We start from the raw sequence: 19,479 nt of genomic DNA on the forward strand, positions 1-19,479 counted from the left end.
AATCGGGGGTCGGTTCGGGTGGGTCCATTTCACCCAGACCCTGCGGATTCCCGCAACGGGACCCCCGTCCACGGGTGTTTCCGGCACATGACGGGGGACAACCGTGTCCGCAGTTCACCCCACCCCGCGTGTCCACCCCAGTGCTGACGGCAGTTGTGGGGACACGTCACCGATGCACGCCGCATCCGCACCTGGAGGCACGGTGCCGGACCGACTCGCACCATCGGTCATGAAATACCTGATCAGGGCAGCTTCAGAGGGAGGATGATCCGGGGCGACAACGGTCGATCCTCGGCGACGAACGGCGACCGCAGCACCGAGGACAGGCACGGGACGACGCAAATGCATCGGGGTACAGTCAAGCCCCTCGCGGGGGACAATTCTGGACACGTCGATTTAACCTACGAGGTGATGTCACCTTCATGCCCTGCAGCACATCCCGGGCGTGTCGCAGCGGTCATGACGTCGTCGTGGGCCCGTCCGGACGGCCGTAGAACTCCCGCTCGAACACCGCACGGGACCGGCGGGTCGTGCCGAGGTAGTCCTCCTCGAGCTCGGACGCGGAGCCCGGCGGGTACTCCAGGAGGCGTGCGACGCCCTCGAGCTGCGCACGATCGGCCGGCAGCACGTCGGTCGTCCGGCCCGACCAGAGCACGAGCGCGCTGCGGGCCCGCGACGCGAGCAGCCAGGCCGCCTCGAGCCGTTCGGCGTCCTCGGCACCGACCAGGCCGGCTGCCGAGGCCGCGCGGAGTGCCGCGAGGGTGGCGGTGGTCCGGAGGCCCGGGGTGTCGAGGGCGTGCTGCAGCTGGAGGAGCTGCACGAACCACTCCACGTCACTCAGTGATCCTCGGCCGAGCTTGAGGTGCCGGGCCGGGTCGGCGCCTCGGGGCAGCCGCTCCGACTCGACCCTGGCCTTGATCCGCTTGACCTCGCGGACCTCCTGCTCCGCGATCGACTCCGGGTAGCGCGTCAGGTCGGCGAGGTGCTCGAAGTTCCGGAGCAACTGCTCGTCCCCGACGGCACCCCGGGCGCGGAGCAGTGCCTGCGCCTCCCAGGTGAGGGACCAGCGTGCGTAGTAGGCCGCGTAGGACTCGAGCGTCCGGACGACCGCCCCGTTCTTGCCCTCCGGACGGAGGTCGATGTCGAGGTCGAACGGGAAGAGGGCGTCCTCGGTGAAGTGGTTGATGCGTGCGACGATGCGCGTGGCCGTCTGCGCCGCGACCTGGCGGTCCCAGCCGTCTGCGCGGTACACGTAGAGGATGTCCGCGTCCGAGCCGAAGCCGAGCTCACGCCCGCCGAAGCGTCCCATCGCCACGATCCCGAACTCGAGCGGAGCCGGCACCATCCCGTCGGCAGCTCCGACCGGAACGGTCCCCCGCCGCGCCAGCGCCAGGGCACCCGTGAGCATCGCCTCGGAGACGTCGGTCAGGGCGGTGCCGAGGTCCTCGACGCGGATCCGACCGATCACCGCCGTCATCCCGAGTCGGAGCGTCTCACGCCGGCGGGCGGCACGGAGGATCGCCGCGGCCTCGTCGTCGTTGGTGTGGCGGGCGACGGTCGCGTGCACCTCGTCGAGCAGTGTCGCCAACGGTCGCGGGCGGAGCAGCGAGTCCGGTTCGTCGAGCCACCGCGCGGCCTCGGGGAAGCGTTCGAGCAGCCCGGCGAGGAACGCCGACTCGGACAGCACGGTCGTGAGGCTGTGCGCTGCCCCCGAGGAGTCGCGGAGCATCCGGAGGAACCAGTTCGACTCCCCCAGCGCGTCGCTGAGGCGTCGGAAGGCGAGCAGCGCGCGGTCGGGTGCCGGGCCCTCGGCCATCCACCGGAGCAGCACCGGGAGGAGCGTCCGCTGGATCGTCGCCCGCCGCGACACGCCCTGGGTGAGGGACCGGATGTGCTCCAGCGCGCCGTCCGGGTCGAGGAACCCGACACCGGCGAGTCGGTCGCGCACCTGGTTGCTCGTCAGGACGATGCCGTCCTCGGTGCTCGACGCCACCGCGGAGAGCAGCGGCCGGTAGAAGATCCGCTCGTGCAGACCCCTGACCTCGAGCTTCACGGCGCGCCAGCGCTCCACGAGGGCGGATGCACCCGGTGCGAGGCCGCTCGACCGCGCGAGCACCCGGAGCTCGTCCTCGTCGGACGGCATGAGGTGGGTCCGCTGCAGCCGCCGGAGCTGGATGCGGTGTTCGAGGACCCGCAGGAGCGCGTAGTCGGGGCCGAACCGCGCGGCCTCCTGTCGCCCGACGTAGCCCGCGTCGGTGAGTGACGCCATGGCGTCGAGGGTCGAGCGCTGGTGGACGGTGTCGTCGGTCCGTCCGTGCACCAGCTGCAGGAGCTGCACCGTGAACTCGACGTCCCGCAGGCCACCCGGCCCGAGCTTCAGCTGGCGGTCGACCTCGCCGTCCGGGATGTTCTGGGTCACGCGCTCGCGCATGCGCTGGACCGCCTCGACGAATCCGGGGAGTCCGGCCGATCGCCACACGAACGGCTCGACGGCGGCGACGTACCGTTCCCCGAGGTCCATCGACCCGGCGATCGCCCGCGCCTTGAGGAGCGCCTGGAACTCCCACTGCTTGGCCCAGCGCGCGTAGTAGGCGACGTGCGAGTCGAGCGTCCGGACCAGTGCGCCGTCCTTGCCCTCGGGTCGGAGGTTCGCGTCGACCTCCCAGAGCGCGGGCTCCACGGCGAGGTCGGTGATGACGTGCGTCGCGGCGATCGCGAGCCGCGTCGCGATGAGCACCGCGCGATCGGTGCCGAGCGCGGGCGAGTCCGCCCCCTCGGCCACCACGGGCTCCGTGACGAAGATGACGTCGACGTCGCTGACGTAGTTGAGCTCACGCGCCCCGGCCTTGCCCATCGCGATGATCGCGAGCGGGGTCGCGGCGACCTCGGCCGCGGGGAACGGGACCTCGCGTCGGGCGATGTCCACCGCGACGTCGAGCGCCGCACCCGCGAGGTCGGCGAGCCCCGCGGCGACTGCCGGGAACGCCTCGGTCGCCGAGGCACTCAGCACGTCGAACAGAGCGATCTGGGCCAGATGGCGGCGGTACCGGACCCGGAGCCGCAGCCGTGCCTCCTCACCGACCGCGTCGTCGACGGCGGACGTGAGCGACGCGCGGTACCCGTCCTGGTCCCACGGTGCGGTGACCGGTTCGAGCAGGAGCGCCAGCTCCCCCGGACGGCGGTGCAGGAACTCGGCGAGCCCGATCGACGCGCCCACGAGCCGGACCAGACGCTCGGTGGCGGCGTCGTCCGCGAGGATCTCGCGCATCCGGGCGGGCGCGACCTCGAACAGCCGGTCGACCGCGCGGAGCGCTCCGTCCGGGTCCGCCGTCTGCCCCCACAGTTCGGGCCACTCGACCACCCGGAACGGGGAGCCGAGGTCGTCGCGGCCCTGCAGCGCGACGATGCGGTCGCGACTCTCCGACAGGTCCGCGAAGCCGAGTCGCGCGAGCACGCTCCGCGACGCCGTCGTCGTGGTGTCACTCATGGCAGTCCCATCCGGTCCCGATCAGGCCAGCGGACCGTCGACCGGTCGGCGGTCCGACGACGGGTCAGCGATCCGACGACGTCCTCAGAGCATCCCGAGGTTGGTCTCGAGTTCGAACGGCGTGACCTGGTCGCGGTAGGCCTTCCACTCCTGGCGCTTGTTGAGCAGCACGAAGTTGTAGACCTGCTCCCCGAGCGTCTCGGCGACCAGCTCGGAGTCCTCCATGAGGCTGAGCGCGTGGTCGAGGCTGGCGGGCAGCTGGCTGTACCCGAGGGCACGGCGTTCCGCGTCGGTGAGGCTCCAGACGTTGTCCTCGGCCTCGGCGGGGAGCTCGTACCCCTCTTCGATGCCCTTGAGTCCGGCGGCGAGCAGCAGCGAGAACGCCAGGTACGGGTTCGCCGCGGAGTCGATCGCCCGGTACTCGACGCGGCTCGACTGGCCCTTGTTCGGCTTGTAGAGCGGCACACGGATGAGCGCGGAGCGGTTGTTGTGCCCCCACGTGACGAACGACGGCGCCTCGTCCCCACCCCAGAGCCGCTTGTACGAGTTCACGAACTGGTTCGTGACGGCGGTGATCTCGGGGGCGTGCTTCAGGAGGCCCGCGATGAACTGCCGACCCATGGTGGAGAGCTGGTACTCGGCACCCGGCTCGTAGAACGCGTTCTGGTCACCCTCGAAGAGCGAGAGGTGCGTGTGCATGCCGGAGCCCGGCTGCCCCGAGATCGGCTTCGGCATGAAGGTCGCGTAGACGCCCTGCTCGATCGCGACCTCCTTCACCACGGTGCGGAACGTCATGATGTTGTCGGCCGTGGTGAGTGCGTCGGCGTACCGGAGGTCGATCTCGTTCTGACCGGGCCCGGCCTCGTGGTGGCTGAACTCGACCGAGATGCCGAGGTCCTCGAGCATCCGGACCGAACGGCGCCGGAAGTCGTGCGCACTGCCGCCAGGGACGTTGTCGAAGTACCCGGCGCTGTCCACAGGCTCGGGCTTGCCGCCGTTCAGCTTCGGGCTCTTGAGCAGGTAGAACTCGACCTCGGGGTGCGTGTAGAAGGTGAACCCGCGCTCCCCCGCGCGTGCGAGCGTCCGCTTCAGGACGTTGCGGGGGTCCGCGACGGCGGGCTGGCCGTCCGGCGTCGTGATGTCGCAGAACATCCGGGCGGTCGGGTCGATCTCGCCGCGCCACGGGAGGATCTGGAACGTGGAGGGGTCCGGGTGCGCCAGGACGTCGGCCTCGTAGGAGCGGGTCAGGCCCTCGATCGCGGATCCGTCGAACCCGATGCCCTCGGCGAACGCGCCCTCGACCTCGGCCGGCGCGATCGCGACGGACTTGAGCGTCCCGATGACGTCCGTGAACCAGAGTCGGATGAACTTGATGCCGCGCTCCTCGATGGTGCGGAGCACGAAGTCCGTCTGCTTGTCCATTGACGCCCTTTCCGACAGTGCGGAGTCCGCGGCCCCGCCAGGTGGGGGGCCCGCGACGGGTCCGCGCAGTGCGCGCGGAACGTGCCCGCGCAGTGCTCACTAGGCTAGTGCTCATGCCTCGACTCCGCTTGGCGCTCGCCCAGACCAACCCCGTCGTCGGGGCCTTCGCACGCAACGCGGAAGGCATCCTCGCCGCGACCCGGGAGGCCGCCGCTCAGGGCGCCGACCTCGTCGCCGCCGGTGAGATGGCCGTCTCCGGGTACCCGATCGAGGACCTCGCGTCCCGACCGTCGTTCCTCCGCGCCGCACGGGAGGCCGTCGAGACCCTCGCACGCCGCCTCGACGAGGAGGGGCTCGGCCACGTCCCCGTGGTCGTCGGCCACCCGGACGGGCCGTTCGAGCCGCGGGCCGTCGACGTCTCCACCGCACCGACCGCGATCGCGAAGAACTGCGCGAGCATCCTGCAGCACGGTCGCGTCGTGGCGACCACCGCCAAGTACCACCTGCCGAACTACTCCGTGTTCGACGAGTACCGGGTCTTCATCCCCGGCGACGACCTCCTCGTGGCACGCATCGCCGACGTCGACGTCGCGATCATCATCTGCGAGGACCTCTGGCGCGACGGCGGCCCCGTCGCCCGCGTGCTCGACGCCGACGCCGGGCTGCTGCTCGTCATCAACGCGTCCCCGTGGGTCGCCGACAAGGACGAGGTGCGCCTGCCCCTCGTCACCCGACGGGCCACCGAGTCCGACACCGTCGTCGCCTACGTCAACATCGTCGGCGGGCAGGACGACCTGGTGTTCGACGGGGACAGCGTCGTGGTCGACGAACAGGGCACGATCCTCGCCCGTGCACCGCAGTTCGAGGAGCACCTGCTCGTCGTCGACGTCGAGCCGGCGGCCGCCACCGATCCCGTGGTGACCGAGGACGTCCAGCGCGTCACGATCGACACCCCGGACCGCGACGACGGAGCGCCCGGCACGCGCACGTCGCGGCCCGCCGACATCGCCGCCGAGACCGACGACCTCAGACAGATCTGGAACGCGCTCGTCCTCGGCACCGGCGACTACGTCCGGAAGAACGGTTTCCGCTCGGTGATCCTCGGGCTCTCCGGCGGCATCGACTCCGCCGTCTGCGCCGCGATCGCCGTCGACGCGATCGGTGCCGCGAACGTGTACGGCGTCTCGATGCCGTCGCAGTGGTCGTCGGAGCACTCCCGCTCGGACGCCGACGACGTCGCCGAGCGTCTCGGCGTGCAGTACCGGACGGAGGCGATCGTCGACCTCGTGAAGCCGTACGAGGACCAGCTCCACCTCACCGGTCTCGCCGCCGAGAACATCCAGGCCCGTGCCCGTGCGCTGATCCTGATGGGGCTGTCGAACCTCGACGGGCACCTCGTGCTGACGACCGGCAACAAGACCGAGCTCGCGGTCGGGTACTCGACGATCTACGGCGACTCGGTGGGCGGGTTCGCACCCATCAAGGACGTCCCGAAGACGATGGTGTGGGACCTCGCGCGCTGGCGGAACGAGCACGCTGCGAGCCTCGGCGAGACCGAGCCGATCCCGGAGAACTCGATCTCGAAGCCGCCGTCGGCGGAGCTCCGCCCAGACCAGAAGGACGAGGACTCGCTGCCCCCGTACCCGGTGCTCGACGCGATCCTCGACCGCTACGTCACGAGGGCGCAGGGCGCGGCGGACATCGTCGCCGAGGGCTTCGACGCCGACACCGTCGCGGAGATCACGAAGCTCGTGGACCGCTCGGAGTGGAAGCGCCGCCAGGGCGCGATCGGCCCGAAGATCTCCGGCATGGCCTTCGGCCGCGATCGCCGCCTCCCGATCACCTATCGGCCGGAGGCCTACAAGTAGGCACAGCCGGGCCGGAGGCCTACCGGTAGGTCGCGAACGCGACCGGTGACGAACGGGAGGGACGGTGCAGGCCCGCACCGTCCCTCCAGTCCGTCACCCGGTCGCGTCAGCGACTCAGGACTCCTCGTCCCACTTCTCGTTGTTCTGCGCGATGCGGTCGAGCGCGTGCTCGGCCTCCTCGCGCGTGGCGAACGGGCCGATCCGGTCCCGCGACGGGGACTGCGGGCCCTGCTCGACCTGCCGGGTCTTGTCGTTGAACCACCACTGGGACTCGATGCGATCGTCAGTCATGCCCCAGAGAGTACGCGCGCGGCGGGACTCCGTGCCCTGGCTAGACTCGTCACATGCCCCGGGACGAACACGGACACCTGACCTCCGGCCGCCTCTCCCCGATGCGCCAGGTCCCCGCGGGCATCGAGCGACCCGAGTACGTCGGCCGGGTCGAGCCGCACGAACACGGTCTCGGCGACACCTACACGCCGGACGAGGTCGAGCGGATCCGGACGGCCGGTCGCATCGCCTCGCAGGCCATCGACGCCGTCGGCGCAGCGATCGTGCCGGGTGTCACCACCGACGAACTCGACCGGATCGGCCACGAGTTCATCATCGGTCACGGGGCCTACCCGTCGACACTCGGCTACCGCGGGTACCCGAAGTCGCTCTGCTCGAGCGTCAACGAGGTCATCTGCCACGGCATCCCGGACGACACGGTGCTCCAGGACGGTGACATCGTCAACATCGACGTCACGGCGTACCGGGACGGCATGCACGGCGACACGAACCGGACGTTCGTCGTCGGCTCGGCACCGCAGGACGTGCAGGACCTCGTGACCCGGACCGAGGAGGCGATGAACCGGGGCATCCGCGCCGTCGCCCCCGGACGGCAGGTGAACGTCATCGGCCGGGCGATCGAGTCGTACGCCAAGCGGTTCGGGTACGGCGTCGTCCGCGACTACACCGGACACGGCGTCGGGCGGGCCTTCCACTCCGGCCTGATCATCCCGCACTACGACGCGCCCCAGTACGACACCGTCATCGAGGCGGGCATGGTGTTCACGATCGAGCCGATGCTCACCCTCGGTGGCATCGCGGCGGACATCTGGGACGACGACTGGACCGTCTCCACGCGCGACAAGTCGCTGACCGCGCAGTTCGAGCAGACCATGCTCGTCACCGAACGCGGCGTCGAACTCCTCACCGTCTCCTGACCCTCCCTCCACCACGGACCACCCCGGAAGGCACATCACCATGGCAACTCTCGCTGTCGGCGTCGACATCGGCGGTACGGGCATCAAGGGGGCGATCGTCGACACCGCGTCCGGCGAGTTGACCACCGATCGGATCAAGAAGGCGACGCCCGAGGGCGGCAAGCCGCACGACATCGTCGCGGTCGTCGTCGAGATCATGGACGAGCTCGGGGTCGGCGCGGACGTGCCGGTCGGCGTCTGCTTCCCGGCGATCGTCCGCGACGGACGCACCATGTCCGCGGCGAACGTGTCGAAGAAGTGGATCGGCTTCGAGGCCGAGGCGCTCTTCGAGAAGGAGCTCGGCCGGCAGATCCACTTCGTCAACGACGCCGACGCCGCCGGGTTCGCCGAGCAGCAGTTCGGTGCGGCGAAGGGCGTCGACGGGCTCGTCATCATGACGACGCTCGGGACCGGCATCGGCACGGCGCTCATCAACGACGGCGTGCTCATCGTCAACGCGGAGCTCGGGCACATCGAGATCGACGGCGTCGACTACGAGACGAAGGCGTCGTACGCGGCCAAGGAACGCGACGACCTGTCGTGGAAGCACTGGGCGAAGCGTCTCCAGAAGTACTACTCGCACCTCGAGGCGTACCTGTCCCCCGAGCTGTTCGTCGTCGGCGGCGGCATCTCGAAGCACCACGAGGAGTTCCTGCCGCTCCTCGACCTGCAGGCGAAGATCATCCCGGCGACGCTCCGCAACAACGCGGGCATCATCGGGGCGGCGGCGCTCGCGACGGGTTCGCAGAAGTAGGGCACGACGGACGGGAGGGACGGTGTCAGCTGGTACCGTCCCTCCCGTCCGCCTGATGGCCGGGTACGGCGCCTGGTGGGCGAATGGGCCGGCCGTACGCCGGGTTCTGTCCCGCCCCTTGCGCGGCGGTGACGGCCATCTATCTCGGACCGACGTTGCCGTCGGCCTCCAGCGGTCTACCCGAGGACTCGGCGAGCAGCCTCGACGTCCTCTGTCTGACCTTGCTCCGGGCGAGGTTTACCGAGCGGATCCGGTCACCCGGATCCCTGGTGGTCTCTTACACCACCGTTTCACCCTTACCGCCGGGTCACCCCGACGGCGGTCTGTTCTCTGTGGCACTGTCTCGCGGATTGCTCCGGGTGGGTGTTGCCCACCGCCCTGCTCTGTGGAGCCCGGACGTTCCTCGGCACCTCCGGGGAGGTGACGCGACCGTCTCACCGACCCATTCGCTGCCGCAAGCCTACCGGGTCGTCCGTGGCCGTTCGGCGCAGGAAGGGCCGAGCGCGGGTGTTCTGAACACGCCCGTCCGCGGCGAACACCCGCATCCGGGTGTCCCCGGTGGATGGAGGTGTTCACAACCACAGGACGGCGGGCCCATTCGCCCTGGTCGGACCTACAGGCCGGACTCGTTCGTCCGCACCAGGATGGCCTCGCTGTCCGGGCAGAGCACGACGTCGTCCGGTGCCGACGCCCGGACGGACGCCAGGTCCGAGGCACCGAGCGCGACGCCGGACGCCAGCGACACCCCGCCCTGCAGCAGGCTCGCCCCGAAGCCGTACCGGGCCCGCTGCCGCTCGTACAGCGCCAGCAGGTCCTCGGGAACGCGGCCGGCGATGGCCGCGCGGTTCGCCTCGACGTTCTCGCGGTCCGTGGCGAGCGACGCGGTGCCGGAGTCACGCGCCTCGGCGAGGGTCGCGCGCTCCGCATCGAGCGTCGTGAGCCGCCCGCCGAGGTCACCGACGCGTGCCCGGAGCAGATCGAGCCGCTCCATGAGCTCGAGCTCGGTCGTCTCGAGGTCACCGAGGCGACGCTGGAGGCTCACCATCTCGCTCTCGAGGCCCGCGACGTCCTTCGTGGTCGTGGCGTGCTGCAGCAGGGTCGTGTCGCGTTCGAGACGCGCCTGGACGGTTGCGGAGTCGGACTCCAGCCGGGCCAGCTCGCGTTCGGCATCCTCGACCTCGCCCGTCGCGGCTCCGAGTTCGCTGCGCACCGCCGATGCGCGCTGACCGACCTCCGCGAGTTCCGCACCCTTCTGCAGCGAGGTGATCCGGTGCGCGATGCGGGTGATGTCGTTGTCGAGACGCTGGAGATCGAGCAGGAGGATCTGGTCCTCCGGGGCGGCCTTCATGAGGAGGCTCCTTCGGGGTGGGTCGGTTCGTGGTCGGTCGCAGCCGGGGCGTTCGGGTCGGACTGCGACGGCAGGACCGCGAAGTCCCACGGGTCGGTCCGGAGGTCGCTGACGGTCACGGTCACACCGGTGCGGCGGTGGAGCTCGGCCGCGGCGACGTCGAGCCAGAGCCACTCGGTGGCCCAGTGCGATGTGTCGATCAGCGCCGGGCCGCCGACGAGCACGGCCTGCTCGCGGAACTCCGACGCCGGGTGGTGGCGGAGGTCGCTCGTGATGTAGACGTCCGCGCCGAGGACCTCGGGGTTGCCGAGCAGCGAGTCTCCGGCGCCGGCGCAGAGCGCCACCGTGCGGACGGGCTGGTCGTACGTGCCGGAGACCCGGACGCCGGATGCGGTCGCCGGGAGGACGTCGACGAGCCGGCGAGCGAGCACGCCGAGCGGGACCGCCTCGGGGAGGGTGCCGATCCGGCCGATCCCGGTGTCCGGCCGCGAGCCGGGATCGAGCGCACGCAGGTCGGTGAGTCCGAGCGCATCGGCGAGCACCGCGGACGTGCCCGAGGCGACCACGTCGGCGTTCGTGTGCGCGGCGACCAGGGCGCACCCGCCGCGGACGAGGGTCGCGAGCACCGAGCCCTTGTAGGTGGACTCGGCGATCGTCGTCACCCCGCGGAGCAGCAGCGGGTGGTGTGCGAGGAGCAGGTCGGCCCCGAGCGCCACCGCCTCGCGCGCAGTGTCCGGGACGGCGTCGACGGCCAGGTGGACGTGGCCGACGGAGGCCGCCGGGTCACCGGAGACCAGCCCGATCGAATCCCACGACTCACGGCCGTCGGACGGCCAGAGCGTTTCGACGGCATCGAGGACGTCACGGAGCGTTGGCACGGGACCGAGTCTACCGGCGGACGACCGGCCGGACGCCTCAGCGACGGCCGAGTGCGCGCAGGATCCGCGTGACGAGACGGGACCACCACGACGGACCCGCCGCATCGTCGACGTCGGCCTCGGGAGCGCTGTCGGCGACGTCGGCGACGGCGACGTCGGTCGTCGCGGTGATCGGTGCGAGGGGGAACACCACCGGCACCTCGGCGGTGTGTCCGGAGTGTGTGCGGACCGCCTCCTCGAAGGCAGCGCGGTGGATGGCGCTCGGACCGGTCGCCGGGAGCACGAGCGGCGTCGGCTTCGGTGCGGGCAGGACGAGGACCGGGTCCGCGGTCCGCGCCACGGCCGCGGCGGTCGCCTCGGACTCGCCGTCGGCGACGCGGATGACGGACCCCGCGTCGGCGCTGCGGGTTGCGTCCGGTGCGAGCACCGTGTCGGACGGGAGGATCGTGGTCACGCGACGCGCGTCGGCGCGACGCCGCGCATCGGCACGACGGTCGAGTTCGGTCGCCTCGGCGAGGGCATCGGCGAGGATGTCCGCGAACGCGTCCGCCGCGAAGGCCCTGGCTGCAGCGACCTCGGGGTCGGAGTCGTCGTCGACGCGGGCCTCCCACGCGGCGAGTCGTGCGAGGTCCTCGTCGCGGCGGCGGAGCTCGGACTCGAAGAGCTCGATGCGCTCGACGGTCGACCGGCCGCTCGTCGCCTGGACCTGGACAGCGAGGTCGCCGAACCGCAGGGACAGACGCTCGGGCGGCTCCGGGAAGGACGGTGCGCAGACGGAGGCGTGACGACCGCGGTCACGACGGAACGACGAGTCGTCGGACGCGACGACGACGGTCGTGGCAGCCGGCTCGACGACGTCGGCGTCCGGGGCGACCGGCACCGAGTCCACGGTGTCCGGGGTGTCCACGGTGTCCGGGGTACCCGCGGCATCGGCGGTCTCCGGACGACGGATCGGTCCGGTGACCGGCGGCAGGACGAGGTCGGAGACGTACGGTGCACGCGTCGTCGGAACGTCGCGCAACCACTCCTCGAGCTCCCGGCCGAACGGGTCGACGAGGTTCGTGCGGGTGCCCGGCTGCGTTTCCATAGGCGCATGCTAGATATCGCGGACGTCGATCGCTGGGATGTCCGCGGAGTGTCGCGCGAGTCGCCGTCACATCAGTCGGGGTCGCCGCCCGGACGACCCCTCGTCAGCGACTCCACGAAGCGGCCGAGGAGCTTCCGTCCGTCGGGCCAGTCGCCGACACCGCTGGCCACGTTGACGTGGCCGAGCGTCCCGACGTCGACGAGTTCGGCACCGAGGGTCGCTGCGATGTGTGCCGCGCGCTCGGGGCTGCAGTACTGGTCGTCCTGGCTCGAGACCACCAGGGTCGGCGTGTCGACCGGTCCGTCGGGCATCGAGAAGCCCGTCGCCGCAGCGGGGAAGCCACGAGCGTCCGGGTCGGGACTCGCGACGAGGAACGCGCCGGCGACGACACCGTCGTGCGCCGCCGACCACGCGGTCGCCGCGAGGCAGCCGAGACTGTGCGCCACGAGCACCACACGTCGGTCGTCGCCGCGGCCCACCGTGCCGTCGAGTCCGCCCTGCGCCCGCACCGCGTCGTCGATCGCCCGGACCCAGTCAGCGCGGTCTGGCTGGTCCCACGACGCCGGCTCGATCCGGACGGCGGAGCCGGCGACAGCGGCGTTCCACGAGCGTTCCCAGCTCGACTGCCAGTGCGCGTCGCCCGAGTTCCAGATCCCGGGGACCACGACGTACCGCAGCCCCGTCGCCCCGGGTGCTCGCCCACCGCCGAGCAGCTCGTCGACGCCGGCAGAGGTCGGCTCGGGGGTCATCGCGCCAGGGTGTCGCGGGGGTACTCCCCGAAGCGCGCGAGGTAGGCCCCCGAGAACCGTCCGAGATGCGCGAAGCCCCACAGGCGTGCCGTCGCGGCGACCGTCGTGGTCGACGGATCGGCCCGAGCGAGGTCGTCACGGGCCCGGTCGAGTCGGATCCCGCGGAGGATCGTGTTCGGTGCCTCGCCGAGCTGCCGCTGGAATGCCTGCTGGAGTCCGCGGACGCTGAGGCCGACCGAGCGGGCGACGTCCGTCGTGGTGATGCCGAGCGCCGCGTTCGCGTGCATGAACTCGATCGCGGTGCCGACGCGCCCGCTGCCGCCCGGCCCGCGGTCGGCCGGCGCGAGGACGCGGTGGGGGAAGGTGTCGAGCAGGGTCCGCGCGGTGAACTGGGCGATCTCGCTGAGCAGCACCGGACTCGGCGGCTCCGGGACCATGACCGCCCGTGCGGCGAGGGCGACCGCCTCGCGCCACTTCCGGAGCGACTCCCCCGTCGGCGAGTGCGTGTGGTCGAAGTGCAGCGGCCCGACCTCGGTCCCCGCGCGTGCAGCAGCCTCCCGCTCGAGGAAACGGCGCTCGAAGTGCACGAGGTTCTGGTCGACGCCGTCGAGGACGAACGCGTACGGCCGGCCGGTCGGGAACATCGTCGGCGCGCCGCGCAGCAGGTGCACCTCGTCATGTCCGACGTCGATGACGCCGCCACCTCGCGTCACCCACTGCACGACGTAGTCGTCGGTCGGCTCCACCTCGCCGGAGATGTGCGCCGTGAACCGCGAACCGCGGAGCTGCATGCCCGCGCCACCGACCATGGTGTGGCGGTAGGCGAAGGCGCCCGTCTGCCTCGTCAGGAAGTCACTGCCGGCGTAGGCCTCGGCGAACATCGCGCTCGCGACGCCCAGGTCAGTGCCGGACGTCTCGAAACGCTCGCGGGGATCGTGCTCGGGGACCATCGCGAGGATCATGGCACGGGCTGGCCGACCGGACGTCCCACCAACTGGACCCGGTGCGGAAACCGGACACCGAGACTCCAGTCCGCATCAGCCTCCAGTCCGGATCAGCGCGACGGCGGGGCGGCGACCGTCACCGGCGGTCCCAGAGGAAGCGTGTGCCGAGCCCGACCACGTCGAGCGCGAGCTCGGCGTACATCGAGTTCGCCCACGAGAACCACGGGCGGGTGTACTCCGTCGGGTCGTCCTTGTGGAACGACTCGTGCATCGCACCCGTCCCGGCGTCGGTGTCGACGAGGGTCCGGAGCCGGGCGAGCCGTTCGTCCGGGTCGTCGCTGGTGAGTCCCTCGACCGCGATCGCGATCGGCCAGATGTGGTCGACCGGGGTGTGCGGCGAGCCGATGCCGTCCGCCGCGGAGCCGGAGTACCACGTCGGGTTCGCCGCGGACAGCACGAACGCCCGGGTCGCCAGGTACCGCGGGTCGTCGGCGGGGATGTCGGCCGTGATCGGGAGCGACAGCAGGCTCGGCATGTTCGCGTCGTCGGTCGCGAGGACCCCGCCGAGCCCGTCGACCTCGTAGGCGAGCACCCGCGCGATGCCCGCACCGCGTGGACCGTCCGGATCGCGCTCGACGTCCACGAGCCCGTGCGCCTCGACCCCGGCGCGCAGCTCGGCCGCGAGCGACTCGGCGTCGACTGCGAGGGCCGGGTCACCCAGGACCTCGCGCGCGATCGTCGCGACGCCGTCGAGCACCGATGCCGCAGTCAGGTTCGCCGGGACGTTGTAGCCGTACACGCAGGCGTCGTCACTCGGGCGGAACCCGCTCCACGTCATGCCGGTGATCCCGACTGCCGTACCGGCACCGTCCTCGGCCAGCGTGTCGGTCGGCGGGACGTCCTTCCGCACGAACCGGTACTCCGACCGGCCGGCGTGGTCCTGCTCGAGGCGCCAGTGCGCGATCACCGTCCGGCACGTCTCCGCGTACGCGTCGCCGAGGTGGTCGGTGCGGCCGGTCGCGCGCCAGAACCGCTGCGCGAGCTGCAGCGGGAACGCGAGCGAGTCGACCTCGTACTTCTCCTCCCACACCCAGGGGTCGGTGCAGAGGTCCGCCTGGTCGTGAGCCGCCCCGGATGCCGTCGCGTTGAAGGCGTTCGCGTACGGGTCGCTCCGGATCTGGTCGTACTGTCGGCGGAGCACCGCCACGACGAGCTCCTGGAGGTCGACGTCGTCCGCGAGGAGTGCGAGGTACGGGGCGAGCTGCACCGTGGAGTCCCTGAGCCACATCGCGGGGATGTCCCCGGTGAGCACGAACGCCGAGCCGTCGGGGAGCCGCTTGATCGTCGTGCGGAGCGTGTCGTCGAGGCAGCGGACGAGGGTCGCGCCGAGGCGAGGATCCCCGAGGGCGTCGAGGCGACGGACCGCCTCCACCACCACGGGGTTGTCGGCGACCGACACCGGGAACCCGGTGGCAGTGGGGGCGTCGGTGGTGGGAGCGTCGCTGCTCATGAATAACTCCATCGTTTGGATCAGACCAACGATAGCGTGGACGACACCGACCGAGGAAGGCACGCCGTTGTTCACCGATCTCCCCGAACCCCAGCTCCGGCAGCACCGCAGCACCGTCGTCGAACCGGACGACTTCGACGACTTCTGGCGCACGACACTCGACGAGGCACGAGCGCACCCCATCGGCGTCGTGTCGACCCCGGTCGAGACCGGGCTCACGACCGTCGACGTGTTCGACGTCGAGTTCGCCGGGTACGCCGGACAGCCGGTCCGCGCCTGGCTCACCGTCCCGGCCGGGCAGCGCGCTCCCCTGCCCGCCGTGGTGGAGTACCTCGGCTACGGCGGTGGCCGCGGGCTCGCGACGGAGCACACCCTCTGGGCGTCGGCCGGGTACGCGCACCTGCTCATGGACACCCGCGGTCAGGGCAGCGGCTGGAGCGTCGGCGACACGGCCGACCCCGACGGGTCCGGCCCGGCAGGGTCCGGGGTCATGACGCGGGGCATCGGGTCACCCGAGACCTACTACCACCGCCGACTCATGACCGACGCCGTCCGCGCGGTCGAGGCCGCCCGGGCACTCGACGTCGTCGACGCCGAGCGGATCGCGGTGCTCGGCGTCAGCCAGGGCGGCGGGCTCGCCCTCGCGGTCGCCGGGCTCGTCGACGGACTGGCCGGCGTGTTCCCACGGGTGCCGTTCCTCTGCGACTTCCCGCGGGCGATCGTCATGACGGACAGCGACCCGTACCGGGAGATCGGTCGGTACCTCGCGGTGCACCGGTCGAGCACCGAGCAGGTCCTCGGCACGCTCGCGTACTTCGACGGTGTGCTGCACGCCCGGCGCGCCACGGCTCCGGCCTGGTTCTCGACCGCGCTGATGGACGCGACGTGTCCGCCGTCGACCGTCTTCGCGGCGTTCAACGACTACGGATCGCTCGCGCGCGGTGACGCCCCGGCCAAGGAGATCACCGTGTACCCGTTCAACGGGCACGAGGGCGGCGGCCCGCACGAGGACGCCGCTACGCTGCCGCGCCTGCGGGCGCTGCTCCGACCGTAGCCGGACCGGCGCCGCCGTCGCGACGGACGGCGGGCCGGGAAGGTGACGGACTGGAGGCGCGACCCGCGTTGCGAACGCGGGTCGCGCCTCCAGTCCGCTCACCCGGGCGTCAGCCCGTGTTCTGCAGGCCGGCCGCGATCCCGTTCACGGTGAGGAGCAGCAGCCGGTGGTCGGCGTCGTCCGGGTCCCGCCGGGCCTCGGGGTCGCCCCCGCGGATCGCCCGGAGCGCGCGGAGCTGCAGGTGTGACAGCGCATCGACGTACGGGCTCCGCAGGCGCACCGCCCGGCTGAGGACCGGCCGGTCCTCGAGCACGTCGCTCGACCCGCTCGTCGCGAGCACCCACTGCCGGGTCAGCGCCATCTCGTCGAGCACCTTCGCCGCCAGGTCGTCGCGGTCGGCGAGGGCGAGGTACTCCCGTGCGATCGCCTCGTCGGTGCGCGCGAGCGACATCTCGACGTTCTTGATCATCGAGCGGAACAGCGGCCAGTTCGCATGCGCGTCCCGGAGCAGTTCGAGGTCACCGACCGCCGCGAGCGCCGACCCGAGGCCGTACCACCCCGCGAGGTTGATGCGCGCCTGCGTCCACGAGAACACCCACGGGATCGCCCGCAGGTCCTCGAGCGACTCGACCGACAGCCCACGGCGCGCGGGCCGTGAGCCGAGCGGCAGCAGCCCGATCTCCTCCATCGGGGTCACGGTGGCGAACCACGGCGCGAACCCCTCGGCCCGCACCAGGTCGAAGAACGCCGCCCGCGAGACGTCGTCCATCCGGGTGGCGAGGTCGGCGAACCGTCGTGCCGCCTCGGCGGTGCGCTGCTCGTTCGACGGGCTCGACGCGAAGAGCGCCGCGGCCGCCATCTGCTCGATGTGCCTGGCCGCGATGGTCTTGTCGCCGTACTGCGCGAAGATCACCTCGCCCTGCTCGGTGATCTTGTACCGGCCGTCGACGGATCCGGGCGGCTGTGCCAGCACGGCCTCGTTCGCGGGACCCCCGCCACGGCCGAGCGACCCACCACGACCGTGGAACAGCGTCAGGACGATGTCGTTGTCGTCGGCCCAGGCCGCGATCCGCGCCTGCGCGTCGAACAATGCGAACGTCGCCGACACCGGGCCGACGTCCTTCGACGAGTCCGAGTACCCGAGCATGACCTCGAGCTTCCGGCCGGTCTCGGCGAGGCGGGACAGGACGGCCTCGGTGCCGATCGCCTCGGCGAGGATCCCCGGTGCCGCGTGCAGGTCGGCGAAGGTCTCGAAGAGCGGGATGACGTCGAGCACCGGTGCCGGGCGGCCGTCACGGGCGGCGGCGTGCTCCGCGAGCTCGTACACGTTCGCCAGGTCCTCGGCGGACTGCGTGAACGAGATGATGTACCGCCGGGCAGCGTTCACCCCGTACCGCGCCTGCAGGTCCGTGATCGTCCGGAAGACGTCGAGCACCTCGATCGTCATCGGGCTCGGCTCGGCCCCTGCCCGCAGTTCCTCGAGCGCGGCGCGATGCACCTGCGAGTGCTGGCGGACCTCGAGCTCGGCGAGGTGGAACCCGAAGGTCTCGACCTGCCACACGAGCCCCTGCAGTTCACCGTTCGCGCTGCGGTGCGCGCCGGCGGCCCGGAGCGAGTCCTGGATGGTGCGGAGGTCGGCGAGCAGTTCGGACGGCTCGCCGTACGCGAGCGGCGCGTCGGCACGCCGGGTGGCGTCGATGCGCGCGGCCACGAAGAGCAACACCCGGCGGTGGATCTCCTGCGGCGACCGGATGCCGATCCGGTCCGCGACGTCGGCGTCGAGCGCGTGCTGCGCGTCCGCGAGGGCGGTGACCCCGGCGTCCGCGGGCGTGTCGCCCTCGCCGAGGGTCAGCATCGCGCCGATCCGGGTCGCGGCGCGGTGGAGCCCGAGCAGCACGTGCTCGGCCGCGATGTCCGCTGCCTGCCGGGTGATGTCCGCCGTGACGTGCGGGTTGCCGTCGCGGTCGCCGCCGATCCACGTGCCGAGGCGCAGGAACGCCGGTGCGTGCACGGGTCGACGTCCGGCGTCCGCGCCCTGCAACCGGTCGTCGAGCAGGCGGTACACGGCCGGCACGATCTCGAAGATGGTCTGGTCGAACACGCTCATCGCGGTGCGCACCTCGTCGAGCGGTGTCGGACGGGTGGTGCGGAGGGGCGACGTCCGCCAGAGGGTCTCGATCTCCTCGAGGAGCTGTCGCTCGACCTCGACGGCGGACACGTCGTTGCCCGGCGCGTCCCGGACGTCCATCAGGTCGGTGATCCGGCGGATGGTGGTCGCGACGGCTCGGCGTCTGGCCTCCGTCGGGTGGGCCGTGAGCACCGGGTGGAACCGCAGCTCCGCGAGCCGCTTCGCCGCCTCCTCGGATCCGACCTCGTCCACGAGCTGCGCGAGCGTGGCCGAGAAGGAGTCCGCCGGCGCGCCCGTCCGGTCGTTCCGTCGCCGGAGCACCCGCACGCGGTGGTGCTCCTCGGCGAGGTTCGAGAGGTGGAAGTAACAGGTGAACGCACGCGCGACGTCCTCGGCGCGGACCTGGTCGAGCCCGGCGACGAACGTCTGGGCACGGTCCACCGCGCTGTCGTCCCGCCCCTCGTAGGCGTCGATCACCGCGGCGCGGAGGGTCTCGACGTCGTCGAAGAGCGCGTCGCCACCCGACTCGCGGAGCACCCGACCGAGCAGGCTGCCGAGGAACCGGACGTCACTGCGGAGGTCGGCGTCGACCGCTCCGCTGACGTCGTTCCGGGCACTCGGGAACCGGGTGCTGTCGCGGGGCGTGCCGTCACGGGTGGCACCGTCGATCGCGGTCATGTCGTCCTCTCGGGCGGGGTCGGCGTTCCGGACGAGCTTACGGAATCCCGGGCACGTGTGACGCGCACCCGGCGCACCCGGCACGGACCGACCTCGTGCAGCGTCCACCCCCGTCGCGTGGCACCTGCGTGTTGTGCCGGTCGCCCGCGGGTCGCGGGCGGGTTCCCAGCCTGCGCACCTACCTTTGCCCAACCGCACCCGCGGGAAACCCGAGGCCCGACCGGTTGGTCGTTCCCCCGATGGAAGCAGACCGCATGACGACGAACCCGATCACCCCACGAGCGCTCCCCGGAGTCCGAGCCGTCCGGGCCGCCGTGACGAACGG

14 protein-coding genes and 1 other RNA gene are annotated in these 19,479 nt (G+C 71.6%); 4 read left to right on the forward strand and 11 right to left on the reverse strand.

Features of this window, described 5'->3' with window-relative positions; translation table 11 throughout:
- Positions 1-457 precede the first annotated feature (457 nt).
- Together ASF23_RS02050 and ASF23_RS02055 are read right to left on the reverse strand one after the other, a co-directional pair.
- Positions 458-3,487, reverse strand: a complete 3,030-nt coding sequence (locus ASF23_RS02050; RefSeq protein ID WP_055948164.1) for a bifunctional [glutamine synthetase] adenylyltransferase/[glutamine synthetase]-adenylyl-L-tyrosine phosphorylase — start codon at positions 3,485-3,487, stop codon at positions 458-460.
- Positions 3,488-3,571: 84 nt separating this feature from the next.
- A complete protein-coding gene (locus ASF23_RS02055; RefSeq protein WP_055948167.1) occupies positions 3,572-4,909 on the reverse strand; it encodes a glutamine synthetase family protein in 1,338 nt (445 codons plus the stop codon).
- Between the two features lie 113 nt (positions 4,910-5,022).
- Here ASF23_RS02055 and ASF23_RS02060 point away from each other — a divergent pair, with 113 nt between their 5' ends.
- On the forward strand, positions 5,023-6,777 hold the full coding sequence (locus ASF23_RS02060; RefSeq protein ID WP_055949100.1) for an NAD+ synthase: 1,755 nt from the start codon (positions 5,023-5,025) through the stop codon (positions 6,775-6,777).
- Positions 6,778-6,891: 114 nt separating this feature from the next.
- Here the strand turns inward: ASF23_RS02060 and ASF23_RS18085 are convergent, their stop codons facing one another.
- Positions 6,892-7,068 (reverse strand): SPOR domain-containing protein, encoded by a 177-nt coding sequence (locus ASF23_RS18085; protein WP_156364043.1) that lies wholly within the window; start codon positions 7,066-7,068, stop codon positions 6,892-6,894.
- Between the two features lie 53 nt (positions 7,069-7,121).
- Between ASF23_RS18085 and map the strand changes: the two genes are divergently transcribed.
- Both map and ppgK read left to right on the forward strand, forming a co-directional pair.
- Positions 7,122-7,985, forward strand: a complete 864-nt coding sequence (gene map / locus ASF23_RS02065) for a type I methionyl aminopeptidase (RefSeq protein ID WP_055948170.1) — start codon at positions 7,122-7,124, stop codon at positions 7,983-7,985.
- 40 nt (positions 7,986-8,025) lie between these two features.
- The gene (ppgK, locus tag ASF23_RS02070) at positions 8,026-8,778 is read left to right on the forward strand and encodes a polyphosphate--glucose phosphotransferase (protein WP_055948173.1); all 753 of its coding nucleotides are present in this window, start codon (positions 8,026-8,028) and stop codon (positions 8,776-8,778) included.
- A gap of 80 nt (positions 8,779-8,858) precedes the next feature.
- Here the strand turns inward: ppgK and rnpB are convergent.
- The 7 genes from rnpB to ASF23_RS02100 form a co-directional block, all read right to left on the reverse strand.
- Positions 8,859-9,223: RNase P RNA component class A (gene rnpB, locus ASF23_RS03770), an RNA gene on the reverse strand.
- Between the two features lie 168 nt (positions 9,224-9,391).
- Positions 9,392-10,126, reverse strand: a complete 735-nt coding sequence (locus tag ASF23_RS02075; protein ID WP_055948177.1) for a zinc ribbon domain-containing protein — start codon at positions 10,124-10,126, stop codon at positions 9,392-9,394.
- On the reverse strand, positions 10,123-11,004 hold the full coding sequence (locus ASF23_RS02080) for a Nif3-like dinuclear metal center hexameric protein (RefSeq protein WP_235510739.1): 882 nt from the start codon (positions 11,002-11,004) through the stop codon (positions 10,123-10,125). The genes ASF23_RS02075 and ASF23_RS02080 overlap by 4 nt, the downstream gene beginning before the upstream one ends.
- A 37-nt stretch (positions 11,005-11,041) precedes the next feature.
- Complete coding sequence (locus ASF23_RS02085; RefSeq protein ID WP_055948180.1) at positions 11,042-12,091, reverse strand: hypothetical protein; 1,050 nt, start codon at positions 12,089-12,091, stop codon at positions 11,042-11,044.
- Between the two features lie 71 nt (positions 12,092-12,162).
- Positions 12,163-12,840 (reverse strand): RBBP9/YdeN family alpha/beta hydrolase, encoded by a 678-nt coding sequence (locus tag ASF23_RS02090; protein ID WP_055948183.1) that lies wholly within the window; start codon positions 12,838-12,840, stop codon positions 12,163-12,165.
- Positions 12,837-13,790 (reverse strand): helix-turn-helix transcriptional regulator, encoded by a 954-nt coding sequence (locus tag ASF23_RS02095; protein ID WP_162236677.1) that lies wholly within the window; start codon positions 13,788-13,790, stop codon positions 12,837-12,839. The genes ASF23_RS02090 and ASF23_RS02095 overlap by 4 nt, the downstream gene beginning before the upstream one ends.
- Positions 13,791-13,920: 130 nt before the next feature.
- On the reverse strand, positions 13,921-15,294 hold the full coding sequence (locus tag ASF23_RS02100) for a glycoside hydrolase family 125 protein (protein ID WP_082473710.1): 1,374 nt from the start codon (positions 15,292-15,294) through the stop codon (positions 13,921-13,923).
- A 67-nt stretch (positions 15,295-15,361) separates the two neighbouring features.
- On the opposite strand from ASF23_RS02100, the gene ASF23_RS02105 reads away from it, so the two are divergent.
- A complete protein-coding gene (locus ASF23_RS02105; protein ID WP_055948188.1) occupies positions 15,362-16,348 on the forward strand; it encodes an acetylxylan esterase in 987 nt (328 codons plus the stop codon).
- Positions 16,349-16,457: 109 nt separating this feature from the next.
- On the opposite strand, the gene ASF23_RS02110 is transcribed toward ASF23_RS02105, so the two are convergent.
- Complete coding sequence (locus tag ASF23_RS02110) at positions 16,458-19,154, reverse strand: phosphoenolpyruvate carboxylase (RefSeq protein WP_055948193.1); 2,697 nt, start codon at positions 19,152-19,154, stop codon at positions 16,458-16,460.
- Positions 19,155-19,479: the final 325 nt, after the last annotated feature.

The sequence above is a fragment of the Curtobacterium sp. Leaf261 genome (genome assembly GCF_001422205.1).
Lineage (GTDB): Bacteria > Actinomycetota > Actinomycetes > Actinomycetales > Microbacteriaceae > Curtobacterium.

Coding starts and splice junctions, on each gene's coding strand:
- ppgK (WP_055948173.1), top strand. CDS start 8,026: ATGGCAACTCTCGCTGTCGGCGTCGACATCGGCGGTACGGGCATCAAG.
- ASF23_RS02090 (WP_055948183.1), bottom strand. CDS start 12,840: ATGACCCCCGAGCCGACCTCTGCCGGCGTCGACGAGCTGCTCGGCGGT.
- ASF23_RS18085 (WP_156364043.1), bottom strand. CDS start 7,068: ATGACTGACGATCGCATCGAGTCCCAGTGGTGGTTCAACGACAAGACC.
- ASF23_RS02060 (WP_055949100.1), top strand. CDS start 5,023: ATGCCTCGACTCCGCTTGGCGCTCGCCCAGACCAACCCCGTCGTCGGG.
- ASF23_RS02050 (WP_055948164.1), bottom strand. CDS start 3,487: ATGAGTGACACCACGACGACGGCGTCGCGGAGCGTGCTCGCGCGACTC.
- ASF23_RS02095 (WP_162236677.1), bottom strand. CDS start 13,790: ATGGTCCCCGAGCACGATCCCCGCGAGCGTTTCGAGACGTCCGGCACT.
- ASF23_RS02075 (WP_055948177.1), bottom strand. CDS start 10,126: ATGAAGGCCGCCCCGGAGGACCAGATCCTCCTGCTCGATCTCCAGCGT.
- ASF23_RS02110 (WP_055948193.1), bottom strand. CDS start 19,154: ATGACCGCGATCGACGGTGCCACCCGTGACGGCACGCCCCGCGACAGC.
- ASF23_RS02085 (WP_055948180.1), bottom strand. CDS start 12,091: ATGGAAACGCAGCCGGGCACCCGCACGAACCTCGTCGACCCGTTCGGC.
- ASF23_RS02100 (WP_082473710.1), bottom strand. CDS start 15,294: ATGAGCAGCGACGCTCCCACCACCGACGCCCCCACTGCCACCGGGTTC.
- ASF23_RS02055 (WP_055948167.1), bottom strand. CDS start 4,909: ATGGACAAGCAGACGGACTTCGTGCTCCGCACCATCGAGGAGCGCGGC.
- map (WP_055948170.1), top strand. CDS start 7,122: ATGCCCCGGGACGAACACGGACACCTGACCTCCGGCCGCCTCTCCCCG.